The 15,539-nt window shown below is 58.1% G+C and carries 16 protein-coding genes and 1 pseudogene; 13 read left to right on the forward strand and 4 right to left on the reverse strand.

What is annotated here, in order from left to right:
* The 10 genes and pseudogenes from VL003_RS11800 to VL003_RS11845 form a co-directional block, all read left to right on the forward strand.
* Positions 1–91: pseudogene (locus VL003_RS11800) on the forward strand (RNA polymerase sigma factor RpoE); the annotation flags it as partial.
* A gap of 11 nt (positions 92–102) precedes the next feature.
* Positions 103–588, forward strand: a complete 486-nt coding sequence (locus VL003_RS11805; RefSeq protein WP_325442715.1) for a sigma-E factor negative regulatory protein — start codon at positions 103–105, stop codon at positions 586–588.
* Positions 588–1,640, forward strand: coding sequence for a MucB/RseB C-terminal domain-containing protein (locus VL003_RS11810; RefSeq protein ID WP_325442717.1), 1,053 nt, complete (start codon positions 588–590; stop codon positions 1,638–1,640). The genes VL003_RS11805 and VL003_RS11810 overlap by 1 nt, the downstream gene beginning before the upstream one ends.
* Positions 1,641–1,685: 45 nt before the next feature.
* Positions 1,686–3,149 (forward strand): Do family serine endopeptidase, encoded by a 1,464-nt coding sequence (locus tag VL003_RS11815; protein WP_325442719.1) that lies wholly within the window; start codon positions 1,686–1,688, stop codon positions 3,147–3,149.
* Between the two features lie 127 nt (positions 3,150–3,276).
* Positions 3,277–5,070: a translation elongation factor 4 gene (lepA, locus tag VL003_RS11820; protein ID WP_325442721.1), complete on the forward strand. Its 1,794-nt coding sequence runs from the start codon at positions 3,277–3,279 to the stop codon at positions 5,068–5,070.
* Between the two features lie 18 nt (positions 5,071–5,088).
* Positions 5,089–5,976, forward strand: a complete 888-nt coding sequence (gene lepB, locus VL003_RS11825) for a signal peptidase I (RefSeq protein WP_325442723.1) — start codon at positions 5,089–5,091, stop codon at positions 5,974–5,976.
* The gene (rnc, locus tag VL003_RS11830) at positions 5,976–6,737 is read left to right on the forward strand and encodes a ribonuclease III (protein WP_325442725.1); all 762 of its coding nucleotides are present in this window, start codon (positions 5,976–5,978) and stop codon (positions 6,735–6,737) included. The genes lepB and rnc overlap by 1 nt, the downstream gene beginning before the upstream one ends.
* Positions 6,734–7,618: a GTPase Era gene (gene era, locus VL003_RS11835; RefSeq protein ID WP_325442727.1), complete on the forward strand. Its 885-nt coding sequence runs from the start codon at positions 6,734–6,736 to the stop codon at positions 7,616–7,618. Before rnc ends, era begins: the two co-directional genes overlap by 4 nt.
* A complete protein-coding gene (gene recO / locus VL003_RS11840) occupies positions 7,611–8,198 on the forward strand; it encodes a DNA repair protein RecO (protein WP_325442729.1) in 588 nt (195 codons plus the stop codon). Before era ends, recO begins: the two co-directional genes overlap by 8 nt.
* Complete coding sequence (locus VL003_RS11845; RefSeq protein WP_325442731.1) at positions 8,195–8,776, forward strand: PIN domain-containing protein; 582 nt, start codon at positions 8,195–8,197, stop codon at positions 8,774–8,776. The genes recO and VL003_RS11845 overlap by 4 nt, the downstream gene beginning before the upstream one ends.
* A gap of 592 nt (positions 8,777–9,368) precedes the next feature.
* On the opposite strand, the gene VL003_RS13425 is transcribed toward VL003_RS11845, so the two are convergent.
* The 4 genes from VL003_RS13425 to VL003_RS11860 all read right to left on the reverse strand — a co-directional run bounded on the left by VL003_RS13425 (position 9,369) and on the right by VL003_RS11860 (position 12,710).
* A complete protein-coding gene (locus tag VL003_RS13425) occupies positions 9,369–9,464 on the reverse strand; it encodes a YHYH domain-containing protein (RefSeq protein WP_349255614.1) in 96 nt (31 codons plus the stop codon).
* A 314-nt stretch (positions 9,465–9,778) separates the two neighbouring features.
* Entirely contained in the window at positions 9,779–10,480 is a 702-nt protein-coding gene (locus VL003_RS11850; RefSeq protein ID WP_325442733.1) for a Bax inhibitor-1/YccA family protein, read from the reverse strand.
* Positions 10,481–10,704: 224 nt separating this feature from the next.
* Positions 10,705–11,151: a DNA polymerase III subunit chi gene (locus tag VL003_RS11855; protein ID WP_325442735.1), complete on the reverse strand. Its 447-nt coding sequence runs from the start codon at positions 11,149–11,151 to the stop codon at positions 10,705–10,707.
* Between the two features lie 53 nt (positions 11,152–11,204).
* A complete protein-coding gene (locus VL003_RS11860) occupies positions 11,205–12,710 on the reverse strand; it encodes a leucyl aminopeptidase (protein WP_325442737.1) in 1,506 nt (501 codons plus the stop codon).
* A 67-nt stretch (positions 12,711–12,777) separates the two neighbouring features.
* On the opposite strand from VL003_RS11860, the gene lptF reads away from it, so the two are divergent.
* From lptF to VL003_RS11875, 3 genes are all read left to right on the forward strand, one after another.
* Positions 12,778–13,884, forward strand: a complete 1,107-nt coding sequence (gene lptF / locus VL003_RS11865; RefSeq protein ID WP_325442739.1) for an LPS export ABC transporter permease LptF — start codon at positions 12,778–12,780, stop codon at positions 13,882–13,884.
* Positions 13,885–14,076: 192 nt separating this feature from the next.
* Entirely contained in the window at positions 14,077–15,039 is a 963-nt protein-coding gene (locus VL003_RS11870; protein ID WP_325442741.1) for a CysB family HTH-type transcriptional regulator, read from the forward strand.
* Positions 15,040–15,167: 128 nt separating this feature from the next.
* Positions 15,168–15,527: a DUF2325 domain-containing protein gene (locus VL003_RS11875; RefSeq protein WP_325442743.1), complete on the forward strand. Its 360-nt coding sequence runs from the start codon at positions 15,168–15,170 to the stop codon at positions 15,525–15,527.
* Positions 15,528–15,539: the final 12 nt, after the last annotated feature.

Consider the following 15,539-nt stretch of genomic DNA (forward strand, 5'->3'; position numbering starts at 1 on the left):
TACGGTCAGGTCGCGTATATTTCGCGCCCGCGAGGCTATTGCGACGCAGCTGCGTCCTGTTTTGGACACCGACCCCGAACGTCGGTGGTAAGGAGTTTTGAAATGCAAGGTGTCAATTTAGACGCTCAGACCGAGTCCTGGGACAGCACCGTATCCGCATGGATGGACGGTGACGGCGAAATCCGTCCCGAAGATCTCGATTCACCCTACGGCAGACAGGTTTGGGATACTTATCATCTGATCGGCGATGTATTGCGCAGCGAAGAGCTAGCCCTTAAGCCCTCCGATCTGTTTTATGCCCGCCTGTCAAAGGCAATCGATGCAGAGCCCCCCATCGTGGCCACACCGCGTGTGGGTTTTTCCGCCGCCAGGCTGGGTTTGTCCGGCGTGGCGGTGGCGGCAGCCATTGCTTCAGTCGTGTGGGTCGCGTTGCCTTATTTTTCAGGCCAGGCGTCCGAAGGTTCACAAGTGCAAGTATTGGCGGCCGCCGACGACGACCAGGTCGTCGATTACATTGAAGCGCACCGGCAGTTTGCAGGCGCCAACCCCATACGTCAGGTGTCATTCGGCACAGGAGCCTCACGCTGATGACAAGGCAGGTCCCAGCTTCCTATACATACAGGCAACTGGCTCGCAGCGCCGCACTGGCCCGGTTCAAAGGCGTTATTGTGGTGTTGGCGTGCGCGCTTGCGGCATCAGCCCATGGTGCCGAGGCACAAAGGCAAGCCGGCCAGGTAACGCAATTTCTTCAGGAAACCCAGCAAGCGGCGCGCAAATCGGATTACGCGGGCATATTTACCTATCAGCAGGGCGCCAACATGCAGTCGTCGCGCATTGTGCATGTCGTTGACGGCACGGGCGAGCGCGAGCGGCTGGTTATTCTCGACGGCGAGCCGCGCGAATTCATCCGGCACAACGATACGGTTCAATGTCTGGTTCCCACCAAAAAGCTGGTGCTTGTCGAAAAACACCGCATGGATCGTTTCCCAGGCGTACTCTTGGGCGAAAGTCATCAACTCGACAACCATTATGTACTCGATGAAGGCAAGGCCATGCAACGCATTGCCGGCCACGAGTGCCTGCCGGTCGAACTTCGACCGCGTGACGAACTGCGTTACGGCTACCGCTTTTGTGTCGACCCCAGAACCAAACTGCTTATCAAAGCCCAAACCGTCGACACCCAGGGCCAGGTCATCAATCAAATTGCTTTTACGTCGCTGCAACAGGGCGGCGGTGTTCAGGCGAGCGATCTACAGGCCCCCTGGGACACCCGTGGCTGGCGAACCGTCGAGCTGTCGACAAAGACCATCGATGTCACCGAGCTTGGCTGGCGGGTGTCGCTGCCGCCCGGATTCGAACAAAGCATGCAAATCTCACGGCCCATGAAATCCGGCAAACCAGTCATGCAAATGGTCATCACCGACGGCCTGGCTGCGATATCGGTCTTTATCGAGCCGTTCCAAGCTTCCCAGAGTTCGCAACAGACGCGCAAGGGGTCGATGCAAAATGGCGCCATGAACATCTATGGTGCGCGCATCGGCGACTACTGGCTGACGGCGCTTGGCGAGGTGCCTGCAGCAACCTTGCGTCGGTTGGTCGACCACATCGAATACGTGCCGCCCGGTGGCACGCTCCAATAAGCCCAGCTTTTAGTACGAGGAGTCAAACCAATGCGTACAGCATGCATGTCCCTGTATAAACTCAAGCAGTTTCTTTTTCTGGCCACGATTGGGGTCGTTCTGGCCTGCGCGTCGGCGGTATCGGGCGCCCAGTCGTCAATACCCGTTCTGGCCGTGCCCGACTTTACCGAAGTGGTCGCCAAAAGCGAGGGCTCCGTGGTGAATATACGCACCACCGAGGCCGTGCCGGTTCGCCAGTCGCCGTTTGGCCCTGGCGGCAATGATCCCTACGAGATGTTCCGCTGGTTCTTCGGACCTGATTTCATGCCCCCGGGCGTTCAGCCGTCGCCCCGGCGCAATGGGCCGCCCTCTACCGACGAGCAGCGTATCGTGCCGCGTGGGGTGGGGTCGGGCTTCATCATTTCCGAAGACGGTTACATTCTTACCAATAACCATGTGGTCGAGGGCGCTAACGGTATCTTCGTAACCATGACCGACGGCAAGGAACACACTGCCGAAATCATTGGAACCGATCCTCGTACCGATATCGCTCTTATCAAGATCGACGTCAAGGGGCTTTCGCCATTGCCTATCGGCGACTCCAAACAGCTGAAAAAGGGGCAGTGGGTCTTGGCCATCGGCTCGCCTTTCGGCCTTGACTCCACCGTTACGGCGGGTATCGTCAGCGCCATCAACCGCGACACGGGCGACTACCTGCCCTTTATCCAGACCGACGTCGCCGTAAACCCCGGCAACTCGGGCGGGCCGCTAATCAATCTGGCGGGCGAGGTGGTGGGTATCAACTCGCAGATCATTTCTCAAAGCGGCGGATTCATGGGCATTTCACTGGCAATTCCCATCGACGAAGTCATGCGCGTTGTCAAAGAGCTTAAAGATCACGGCAAGGTTACACGCGGTCGTATCGGCGTGCAGATCGGGCAGGTATCGCCTGATGTTGCCAAGGCCATCGGGCTCGATAGCGCCCGGGGCGCCATGGTCAGCAATGTGGAGCAAGGCGGCCCTGCGGCCGAGGCCGGCGTGCGTTCGGGCGATGTAATTACCCAGTTTGACGGCAAACCCATCAAGGACTGGACTGATCTGCCTCGTATCGTGGGCGAAACCAAGCCGGGCACACGTGCCAATCTTGAGGTCTGGCGCAAAGGCAAGTCGCAAACCCTTAAAGTCAAAGTGGGCGAAATACCAGCTGCGACCGAAGGCGGCTCGGCTTCAGAACCCAAGGCTCAGGGCACCGCTGCCGACGCTTTGGGCCTGACCGTCGCAGACGTGCCCGAAGCGATTCTCAAGCGGGCCGACCTTAAAAATGGCGTGCAAGTTACGCAATCACAAGGTCCGGCGGCAGCAGCGGGCATCGCAGCCGGCGACATCATTCTTACCATCAATAACGAAGACATCGACAATGCAGCGCACTTCGCCAAGGTGGTCAAAGGACTCGACAAGGACAAGGCGGCAGCCGTGCTTGTTTGGCGCGATGGCCAGACGCAGTGGGTACCGGTTACCCCCTCGAAATAAAAGCGTCCAAACCGGCTAAAATGTGGTGACAGCAAGAGGGGCGCCCGATGCGCTCCTCTTTTTTACGTATAGGCGCTTCTCGCTTCTTTACACAACCCGCCCCTATCGGGCCTGATTCCGCAGGTTTATGGATCACATCCGCAACTTTTCCATCATTGCCCATATCGACCATGGCAAGTCGACCCTCGCCGATCGGCTAATTCAGCGTTGCGGGGGTCTGGCCGATCGCGAAATGTCTACCCAGGTGCTTGATTCCATGGACATTGAGCGCGAAAGGGGTATTACCATCAAGGCCCAGACAGCGTCCCTGAGCTACCTGGCGAAAGACGGAAAAACCTACGCGCTCAACCTTATCGACACGCCGGGGCACGTCGACTTTTCATATGAGGTCAGCCGCTCGTTATCGGCCTGCGAAGGCGCTTTGCTGGTGGTTGACGCCTCTCAGGGTGTCGAGGCCCAAACCGTGGCCAATTGCTATACCGCCATCGAGCTCGAAGTCGAAGTCGTGCCTGTCCTGAACAAAATGGATCTGGCCTCGGCCGACCCCGAGGCGGCGCGCGAAGAAATCGAAGACGTCATCGGCATTGATGCGTCCGAGGCCATTTTGGCCAGCGCCAAAACCGGCATGGGAATCGACGAGATTCTGGAGGCCATCGTGGCCAGGGTGCCGCCCCCCGCAGGTAGTGTCGACAAGCCCCTGCAGGCCTTGATCATCGATTCGTGGTTCGATAACTACGTGGGTGTGATCATGCTGGTACGCATCGTTAACGGCGTGCTGAATGTCAAGGACAAGATCCAGCTTATGGCCAGCGGCGCAACCCACCCCTGCGAGCAGCTCGGTGTGTTTACCCCCAAGTCGCAGCCGCGCACCCGCTTGTCGGCCGGCGAAGTGGGTTTTGTCATTACCGGCATCAAAGAGCTCGAACATGCCAAGGTGGGCGACACTATCACGTTGGCGGGCAAGCCTGCCACCCAGCCTTTGCCTGGCTTCAAAGAGGTGAAGCCGCAGGTGTTCGCCGGCCTGTATCCGGTAGAAAGCAGTGAGTATGACCAATTGCGCGACTCGCTCGAAAAGCTCAAATTGAACGATTCGTCACTCATGTTCGAGCCCGAAGTGTCGCAGGCGCTTGGTTTTGGCTTCCGTTGTGGGTTTTTGGGGCTCTTGCACATGGAAATCGTGCAAGAGCGGCTCGAACGCGAGTTCGACATGGACATCATCACCACGGCGCCCTCGGTGGTCTACGAGGTCGAGCAGCGCGACGGTTCGGTGGTCATGATCGAAAGCCCGTCGCGCATGCCCGAAATAGGTCAAATTGCTGAAATACGCGAGCCCATGGTCATGCTGACCCTGTTCATGCCGCAAGAGTACGTAGGGCCTGTCATGACCCTGTGCCTGGCCAAACGCGGCGTACAAAAGAACATGACCTACCACGGCCGGCAGGTGCACCTTGTATACGAGATGCCGCTGGCTGAAATCGTGCTCGACTTTTTCGATCGCCTGAAGTCGGTCTCGCGCGGCTATGCATCTATGGATTACGAGTTCAAAGAGTATCAGACTTCCGACGTCGTGAAGGTCGATGTGCTCATCAACGGAGACCGCGTCGACGCCTTATCCATGATGGTGCACCGCAGCAACGCTCGGTATCGCGGTAGGGAAGTCGTCAGCAAGATGCGCGGCCTGATTCCGCGTCAAATGTTCGATATTGCCATTCAGGCCGCTATCGGCGCTGAAATCATTGCCCGTGAAAGCGTGAAGGCGCTGCGCAAGAACGTCCTGGCAAAATGCTACGGCGGCGACATTTCGCGCAAGAAGAAGCTGCTCGAAAAGCAAAAGGCCGGCAAGAAACGCATGAAGCAGGTTGGTAACGTAGAGATTCCCCAAGAGGCCTTCCTGGCCATTCTGCAAGTTGAAGACAAGTAAAAATAGGGTTTGCCGGGCATGAGCTGGGATTTTGCGCTAATACTTTTTGTGCTGTTGGTACTGACGGGAGCCGTCTGGTGTCTCGATTTTTTCTTTCTGCGTTCACGGCGCCTTGCGCGGGCGCAGGCGCAAATGGCCGTGTTCGATGCCAACCCCACCGGGGTCGGCACGGTCGAAGCCGCACGCTTGCGTCAAGAGGCTTACGACGACGCGCACCGGGTGCCGTGGTGGATCGAATACTGCGTCAGCTTTTTTCCGGTCATACTGTTTGTGTTCATGTTGCGCTCGTTCGTGGTCGAGCCTTTTCGTATTCCTTCTGGCTCGATGTTGCCCACCCTGCAAAACGGCGATCTGATCCTGGTCAATAAATTCCAATACGGCATACGCCTGCCTGTCGTTGACAAAAAGGTCATTGACATCGGCGAGCCGGCCCGGGGCGACGTGCTGGTCTTTCGCTACCCGGTCGATCCCAAGATCGATTATGTGAAACGCGTGGTGGGCCTGCCAGGCGACGAAGTGGTATACCAGGACAAAATACTGTTCATCAACGGTCAGCCGGTTGACCAGACCCGAACCGGTGACTATTTCGAGCCTGACCGCTCGGTGTATGTCGGGCGCTATACTGAAACCGTAGGCGGTCACGAACACAGCTTGTTGCTTAACAAGCATGCGCCGCAAGACTACATGCCCATTGTTGATTTTCCATATCGCGAAAATTGTGAGTACTTTCATAATGGCTTGCGTTGCGTGGTGCCCCAGAATCATTACTTCATGATGGGCGACAATCGCGACAACAGTCTCGACAGTCGCTATTGGGGCTTTGTGCCCGAACAGAACATCGTCGGACGGGCTTTTCTTATCTGGATGAACTTCAGCGAACCGAGCCGCATCGGCGGATTCCAATAATGGCGAGCACGGCAACCCTAGAAACCGCACTTGATTATCAGTTCCAGGACGCGACCCTGCTCGAACGGGCGCTGACGCATCGCAGCCATAGCGCGCGCCACAACGAGCGCCTCGAGTTCCTGGGCGATTCGGTGCTTAATTTTGTGGTTGCCGCCATGCTGTTCAAGCGTTTCACCAAGATAGACGAGGGTGATCTCTCGCGCCTCAGGGCCAATCTGGTGAAGCAGTCTTCGTTGGCCGATATTGCACAAAAGCTGGCGCTGTCGCAGTATTTGCGGTTGGGCGAGGGCGAGCTTAAAAGCGGTGGCTTCAGACGCCCGTCAATTTTGGCCGACACCCTTGAAGCCATTTTTGGTGCCGTTTTTCTGGATGCCGGCTTTGACGCGGCGCAGCGGGTGATTTCGCGTTTGTACACGCCCATCCTGCAGGGCGTCGACCCAAAAACTCTGGGCAAAGACCCCAAGACCCTATTGCAAGAATTGCTACAGGGTCGCAAACTTGACCTTCCCACCTACACGGTTGTTGCCACGCACGGGGCCGCCCATAACCAGATGTTCGACGTCGAGTGTTCCATTCCCAAGCTTGAAATCAAGGTGGCGGCGGCGGGTTCCAGCCGTCGTGCGGCCGAGCAACTTGCGGCCACGCAAGCCATTGCTGCCGTACAGGCCCTGGGGCCAGGCAAGGGCACTTCGGGCCGAAACAAGGCCCGCAAGGCCACGCAGCTTTCGCTGCCTGTGGCCGTAACGCAGGAAAACAAATGACTACGCCTTTTCGTTGCGGCTTCGTCGCCATTGTCGGTCGCCCCAATGTGGGCAAGTCCACCTTGGCCAACGCGTTGATCGGCAGCAAAATCTCTATTGTTTCGCGCAAGGCGCAAACCACGCGTCATCGCATCAATGGCATTCTTACCCGCGACAATGAGCAGTTCGTGTTCGTTGATACGCCCGGCTTTCAGACCCGGCATGGCGGCGCGATGAACCGCATGATGAACCGCGCAGTGACCCAGGCCTTGGCCGACGTCGATGTCGTCCTGCACGTGGTCGAGGCAGGCAAGTGGTCGGCGGGCGACGAAAACCTGTTGCCTTTGCTGCCCAAGGGCAACACCATATTGGTGGTCAATAAGGTTGATGCGCTTAAAGACAAGAACGCCATGTTTCCTTACGTCAGCAAGATCATGGCGTTGCATCCCTATTCAGCCGTTGTGCCGGTGAGTGCCGCACGTGGCACCCAACTACAGAACCTGCTTACCGAAATTGCCTCGCGCCTACCCGAAGGCGAACCCATGTTCGAGGCCGATTCGCTTACCGACCGTCCGGTGCGTTTTATCGTCGCCGAGCTATTGCGCGAAAAGATCTTCCGCCTGGTGGGCGACGAGCTGCCGTACGGCTGTACTGTTGTCATCGAGCAATGGGAAGAAACCGACGCCGGCGCGCACATTGCCGCCTGCATTCTCATCGAGCGCGAAGGCCATCGGCCCATATTGCTGGGCGCCGGCGGCACTCACATGAAGCGCATCGCCTCTGAAGCCCGACAAGACATGCAAGAGCTGCTGGGTAAACCGGTTCACCTCGAGGTGTATATCAAGGTCAGAAAGGGCTGGTCTGATCATGAAGGCAGCCTGCGCGAACTGGGATATGAGTAGCCGGCGAGCCCATCGCATCAATGACGCCGCGGGCTACATGCTGCACGCGACCGACTGGAAAGAAACTTCGCTGATCGTGCAGGCCTTTACACGGGACCATGGCAGCATGGCCCTTGTCGCCAAAGGTGCCAAGCGTCCTTATTCAGTTCTGCGTCCTGTGTTGTCGGTGTTTCAGCCGCTGGCGCTATCGTGGAGCGGGGCGGGCGAGGTCAAGACCCTGGTACGAGCCGATTGTGCCGGCGTGCGCCCCTTGGGCGGCAAGGCGCTGATGTCGGCCTGGTATATGAACGAGCTGTTGCTTCGCCTGTTGCCACGCGAAGACCCGCACCCACAGCTGTACGACGCCTATGATGCCGCGCTAGAGCAACTAGCCGGTGGTTCCCGAGCGGCAGGAGCCCTGCGCCGTTTTGAATGGACCTTACTGACCGAGGCGGGCTATGGTCTGGATGAGGCCGCGCCTGATTTCGACGACCTGGTCACCGAGCCCGCATTGCGAGCGTCTTTGCGCCGACGCCTCGATGAGCTTCTGGCCCGCCCCTTGCAAACGCGCAAGGTCTTAATGGCGCTGCAGCGGTTTTGAACCCCGTACCCCAATTTGTGGTGCTGGACACCTGTGTACTCATTTCGAATGTGCTGCGGGGTGTTCTGCTGCGCCTGGCCGAGCAAGCATGTTTTCAGCCGGCCTGGAGCGAAATAATCGGCGACGAATGGCGACGCAATGCGGCGCGTATCTGGGATGTTCCCTCTGAAAGTGTGGCGCAGCAATGGGAGGAGCTTCAGGCCTTGTTCCCGGCGGCGGATCAAGGTGAGGTGGCGCTGTTCAAAGAGGGACTGGTGCACAGCGACCCGAAGGACTGGCATGTAATCGCGGTAGCACGTGCGGTGCTGGCAAAGCAGCCTGAGGCTTCTGTGGCAGTGGTCACACGGAATCTGCGCGATTTTCGACGGTCGGAGTTGCGGTCGCTGGGTATCGGGCTGCTGGACCCGGACCAGCTCATGGTGGGCTGCTGGGGTGCGTATCGTGAGCTGTTGCTGTCGAGCTTGGAGCAAGTGCCGCTGGAATTGGTCGCGGCAGGTCGGCCCTTGGAGCCGCTTTCTGTCATCTTGAAGCGTGAGCGGCTGTTTCGGCTGAATAAGTTGTGTGAGGCTGCTGATTGAGTCTTTGCAACACTGGCTTTTGCTAGGTGTGGCGCTGTTGTTTGAGTTCTTCTGTCGGGCCAGGGACGGGGAAGTCTATGGCCGGCCCATCTCGCGGCCCGTCCTTCGGCGGGCTCCCCGCATTTTCTCCGTTCGGTCGGGCGGCGGCAGAACTCGACCTCGTCGCTACGCTCCTCGGGACTCGAACAGGCTGCCGCCTTTATCCCGCCCGAACGAAGAAAATGCGGCGCGAGACGAAAGGCCCTCCATAGGCTTCCCCGTCCCTGGCCCTTGTAGATGAGTGGGTCGGGACGCGCTTATTGCACCTGGAATAGGGGGGCGGCTATAGCTCGGGCGGAATGGGCTGGCCCTGACCGGGGTCTTCCGGCTCTGGGACATGCCCGGGTGCATCAGTCGGCTCTGGATGCGGCACCGGCTGGCTCGGCTGACCCGGGATGCCTGTGCCCGGGCCCGTAGGCGGGCGACTGCTTTGGAGAATGGCTGGGTGTGTCATGGCGCGCTCCTGTACGTTGAAGTCAGAGAGGCGCAAGAGGTGTGCCTGATGGCGAAGAGCCAACCCGCTGGGGCGGGTTGGCTGCGATCCGACCCGGACTTAGTGACAATGCCGCCCGCCGTTCTCGTGATCGCGGTGGCAACCATTCTTATCGGTACCTCCACTCTGAATACAAGCGGGGGCGATGGCACTCAATTCCAGGGCCAGGGGCGGGAAAGTCTATGGCGGGCCTTTCGTCTCGCGCCGCTTTTTTCTGCATTTGGGCGGCTCAAAGGCGCCCGCTTGTTCGAGTCCCGAGGAGCGTAGCGACGAGGTCGAGTTCGGACGCCTCCGCCCAAATGCAGAAAAAGCGGGGAGCCCGCCGAAGGACGGGCCGCGAGATGGGCCCGCCATAGACTTTCCCGCCCCTGGCCCGGCAGAAGAACTCAAAAAAGCCGAGCCAGTCACCCGGCTCGGCTTTTTCAACAGTACCCAAAAAAATAATTCAGGCCTGCTGATTAAATCAACGCTTAGTCGCGATCGCCGCCGAAGATGCCCAGCAGCATCAGCAGGTTCGCGAAAATGTTGTAAAGATCAAGATAAATCGCCAACGTAGCCGAAATGTAGTTGGTTTCGCCGCCCCGGATCACCCGCTGCAGGTCGACGAGCAAAAAGGCCGAGAAAATTCCGATGGCCAATACCGAAACGGTAAGAACCAGCGCCGGCAACTGCAGGAAAATATTGGCCACCGATGCGACGATCAGAATCACCACGCCAATAAACAAAAACTTTTGCCAGTGCGAAAAATCACGCTTGGTGGTGGAGGCCACTGTAGCCATCGTGCCAAGCACCAGTGCCGTGCCGCCAAACGCCAGCATGATCAACTGCGAGCCGTTTGAAAAGCCCAGTACATGCCCAATAAGGCGCGACAGCATAATGCCCATGAAGAACGTGAACGCTAACAAAAACGCCACGCCCAGCGAATTGTTTTTATTGCGTTCCACCAAGTACATCAGGCCGAAAGCGCCGACCAGGAACACGACGATGCTGATGCCCGGGCTGGTAGCCATGACAGCGTTCAGCCCCGTGTTCAGCCCGACGAATGCGCCCAAAACCGTTGGAATGAGCGACAAAGCCAGCAACCAGTAAGTGTTTCGGAGCACCCGGTTGCGCATGACCTCGCCCGTGGCTGCATAGCCGCGTGACAAGGTGGTTTCTCGTGAGTCGTTCATGTGCGTCCTTAAATCGATAGACAGAAATATGAGGGATAGGCGTGCCGCAAGCAGGGTGAGCTTATCCGGTTACTGGAACAGATTAACTTACAAAATGCTGAATAATCAAGCTCCGGCGTTGCAACGATACAAGAAAAACGCGAATTGGGCCGCCAAACCGGGCTGTCGGCCTACAAAACAGTATTACTCTGGCTATAACGCCTCATATATGCACCTATATATATTTAGCGACCTGCTGCTGCGCGCGATAGGTCGTGGGCATGCAGATCGTGCCCCTGGCTTTTATATTGCCGCCAGCGCTCGCGCCCTGCCTGCACTGAAGCCTCGTCTTGCGGCACGATCTCGAGCACGCGTTCGTAATGCTCGACCCCCGGCGCGCAATCCTCGTCAAGGTTAAGCAGCCAGACAGCAGGGCCAGGTCCAGCAGGTGGCTGGATAGGTTTGCTGCTGAGCCAGACAGGGGTTTGCGGTGCCAGGGCATCGTCGGCAAGGACGTGGGGCACGAAAGCCGTTGCCTCGAAACCCCAAAGCATCAGGTCGAATCGTTCGAGCAGGGTTTGGTCGGTGCAATACACCACCAGACGCCCGCCTTTGCGATAGTGCTTGTATGCCGCATCGCAGGCGGCGCGCAACCTGTCGCTTGCGCCGAAGGCGAAGTCGATGCGCGCCATTACTGCCGGAAAGCCCAGGAGGGGCTTGCAAGCATGCCCTTGATCATGCCGGATCAGGCCTGGTCGATAAGGAACTGGGTAAGCAAGGGCACGGGTCGGCCCGAAGCACCTTTGTCTTTACCGCTGCGCCATGCCGTGCCGGCGATATCCAGGTGAGCCCAGCGATATTTTTCGGTAAAGCGCGACAAGAAGCACGCAGCCGTGACGGAGCCGGCAGGGGGGCCGCCAATGTTGGCGATGTCGGCGAAGTTGGAACGCAGTTGCTCTTGATAGTCTTCTTCGAGGGGCATGCGCCAGGCGGTGTCGTTGGTGGCTTTGCCGGCTCGCAACAGGCCGTCGGCCAACTCGTCGTCTTTTGAAAACAGCCCCGTGTTGACATGCCCCAGTGCCACCACGCATGCGCCTGTCAGGGTGGCGACGTCGATGACCGCCGCGGGCTTGAAGCGCTCGGCGTAGGTGAGGGCATCGCATAGCACCAGGCGGCCTTCGGCGTCGGTATTCAGGATTTCAATGGTTTGGCCCGACATGCTGGTGACGACGTCGCCCGGCTTGTTGGCTTGGCCGCTGGGCAGGTTCTCGCAAGCGGGAATCAGCGCGACTACCGGCTGCTCGATGCCCAGTTCGGCGATGGCGCGCACGGTGCCCAGTACGCTGGCTGCACCGCACATGTCGTATTTCATTTCGTCCATATTGGCGGCAGGCTTAAGCGAAATGCCGCCTGCATCGAAGGTGATGCCCTTGCCTACCAGCACAATGGGCTGCTTTGCGCCTTTTGAGCCTTTGCCGGCTATTGCCGGGGTGTACTTGATCTCGATAAAGGCCGGCGGCTGGTTCGAGCCTTTGGCCACCGACAGGAACGAGCCCATTTTCAGCGCTTCGATCTGCTTGAGGTTGAGCACGCGTGCGGAAACTGTTTTGAATTCTTTGGCAAGCTGCTTGGCCGTGGTGCCCAGGTAGGTCGGTGTGCAGACGTTCCCGGGCAGGTCGCCCAACTTGCGCGCCAGCTGCATGCCGTTGGCAATGGCACGGCCCGCAGCCAGCCCTTGCTGGGCCTGTGGAGCTTGGCCGCGTCCGACCACCACTGTGATTTTACGCAGCTTGGGCTGAGTGTCGCGGTCGCGCTTGCCCAGTGTGGCGTCGTATCGATACACCGACTGGCCCGCTTCCGTGGCGCAGGCCTGCGCGCGGCTGCGCAGCGTTGTGCCTTCGCACTCGATCGAGGCAAGTGTGGAAACGCCTTCGGTCAGGCGGGCCTGCGCGCAATAGTTGGCGAAGGCACGCTCGGCGCCGGCGTGAATTTTGGCGTTATAGCTTTGCTGTTTGCCCAGGCCGACTAAAATGACTCGAGCTGCCGATACGCCCGGCAGATTACGTAGTACCAGATGCGTATTGGGCTTGGCGTTGAATTCAGACTTTAGTACTTCCCGGATGGCGCCGTTGCTTGCATTGTCGATAATGTCGGCGGGGCTGCTGAGCATGCCGTCGGTAAAGACCCCAACCGCTAATGCCGCGGTTTTTATCTGATGCAAAGAGGCTGTGGTCTGTGTGCTAAATTCCATACGAGATTCCCCAAGGTGTCTTCAGGATGCTATTGAGTAAACTATCGATTATCCTGCATATTGTCTCATGTCACTATTCAAGCGTTCCGTCGTCTCCGAAATCTTAAGCCATGCCGGCGTGGTGTTTTCCACCCTGCTGGTTGTATGGCTCAGCGTGCTGCTGGTGCGGCTGCTGGGCGAGGCCGCCAACGGTGCCATTGGGGGCGATGTCGTGTTGGGCCTGGCCGCCTTTTCAAGCATTACAGCCTTGCCGGTCATTTTGTCGGTGTCGTTGTTCATTGCGGTGCTTACTACGGTTACGCGCAACTTTCGCGAATCCGAAATGGTGGTCTGGTTTGCCAGCGGCCTGTCGCTCAAAGACTGGGTTCGCCCGGTGTTGCGTGTGGCGGTGCCCGTTGCGATGCTTATCGCCTTTCTTACGTTGTTTGCTTCGCCTTGGGCCTATCGTCAGATCGGCGAGTATCGCCAGCGCTACGAACAGCGCTCTGACTTGTCCAAGGTGACAGTCGGCCAGTTCATCGAGACGCAAAACGGCGGACGGGTTTTTTTCGCCGAGGCGCCCACCCGGTCCGGAGATGAACTGGGCCGAGTCGTGGCGCGGGTCATCGACGCTGATTGGTTAAGCGTCGTGGCGGCCGAAAGCGCACGCATCGAAACCCAGGCAAATGGCGATCGTTTTCTGGTGCTAAGCGAAGGGCACCGTTACGACCTGAAGAACGATTCGGCCGAATTCAGGTTGTTCGATTTCGACAAGTACGGCTTTCGACTAGAAAGCCAGGCTGACGCTACGTCGCCGCAGGCCATGCGCGCACTTGCCGAAAGCCAGATCAAGGCCCGACCCACCGAACAATTGGTCCAAGATAGCACCGACAATGCGCGGTCTCAGATCATGTGGCGTATTGCGTTACCGTTGGCGGCGTTGAACCTGGCTCTGCTTGCTATTCCGCTGGGGTCGGTCAACCCTCGGTTGGGGCGCTCGGGCGACCTGCTCATGGCCGGGCTTATCGGCTTGCTTTATATGAACCTGATCAACCTTTCTCGAGGCTGGATAGGCAGCGGTCAACTTGGCTTTGGCCTGGGGGTGTGGCTGGTGCATGGGGTGTTTGCTGCGCTCATGGTCTTCATGATGTGGCGTAAATTACGTATAAAGGCGCCGCGCGAAGCACGCCGCTGAACGGCTTGATCATCGTTCGTGGCGGGGGTCGCAGCGGGGGGCGCGCGGGTATCTGCAAAGCGCGCAACGGCGCTGGCCGCATTCAAGGCTAAAAGATGCGCTTTCAGAATGGTTCGAGTATATGCTTCAAAATAATTTGGAATCGCTTCTATATTACTTATAATGGGTTGGTTCTAATCGGCCATTCTCATTATGAATCTGCAACAGTTCCGTTTTGTGCGTGAAACCATACGCCGCAACTTCAATCTCACCGAGGCGGCGAAGGCGTTGTTCACCTCGCAACCGGGCGTTTCCAAGTCGATTATCGAGTTCGAAGACGAGCTGGGCATTAAAATTTTTGAGCGCCACGGTAAACGCATCAAGGGGCTGACCAAACCCGGTGCCGTGGTGGCACAGGTGATCGACCGCATCATGCGCGAGGTCGACAACCTGAAAAAGGTCAGCGATGAATTCGCCCATCGCGACGAGGGCGGGGTGGTGATAGGTTGCACGCATGCCCAGGCGCGGTATATTTTGCCCAAAGTCATACCCGCATTTCGCGAACGTTTCCCTAAAGTAAGGGTGTCTTTGGCCGAGGGCAACCCGCCCACGCTGGCACAAATGGTGCTGCATGAGCAGGCCGACCTGGCGATTGCAACCGAGTCGTTGGCGCGCACCCCGGGGCTGGCGACCTTGCCGGTGTACTCCTGGGAGCACGTGATTGTGGTTCGCCCCGACCACCCTTTGACCGAACTTACCTCAAGCCAGGCCAAGGCCTTGTCGCTTGAGCAACTGGCGCAATACCCGATCATCACCTACGACCGGCAGTTCTCGGGTCGCTGCACGATCGACGAAGTGTTTGCATCGGCGGGCATCACCCCCGATATCGTCCTCGAAGCCATCGACGCAGACATTATTAAAACCTACGTTGATGTCGGGTTGGGGGTAGGCATAATTGCCGGTATGGCCTTTGATCCACGTCGCGACAAAAACATGGTCGGTATTCCGGCCGGCCATCTGTTCGGCACGCATACCACTCGGGTCGCCATCAAGTCGGGGGTTTTCTTGCGTGACTATGTCTACGTGCTGCTCGAAATGCTTTCTCCCGAACTCGACCGGGAAGTAGTTCAGGAAGCACTCGACTCCGAGCCGATGCGCGAGGTCGTCAACGGCTGAAACGCGGTTCGTCGGTCACAGGCCGCCGCGCACTCCTTGTTTCAATGGTCGGAATAGGAACTGTTCTTATTGACATCATTAATAAGAATGATTACTGTTACGGATATTCCAGCGCAAAGGAGATTCTCATGTCGGAAGTCAGGGCCGTGGTGGTGGGTGCAGACAGGCTGGGCAATATCCCTGAATTGCTCAAGGGACACAATATTTCAATCAGGCATCACATTAGCGGGCGCGACCCTGCCCATCAAAAGAAAACGTTGCAGTTGCCGTCCGGTACAGATCTTTTAATACTTCTGACCGATTTTCTGGGTCATAACGTCATGAAGACGTTCCGGGCGGCCGCCCAGCGTTCCGGGGTAAAGGTGCTGGTATGTCGAAGGTCGGTATGCTGCATGCAACGCGCACTGACACAGGGCGGTTTTTGCGAAACCTGCCCAAACGCCGCGCAAGCGCCGGCGACAAAAAAGGGAATGAAATCTGCGGCGTAAGAGCAACCTGTC

The sequence above is a fragment of the Pusillimonas sp. genome (genome assembly GCF_035515275.1).
In the GTDB taxonomy this organism is placed as follows: Bacteria; Pseudomonadota; Gammaproteobacteria; order Burkholderiales; family Burkholderiaceae_B; genus Pusillimonas.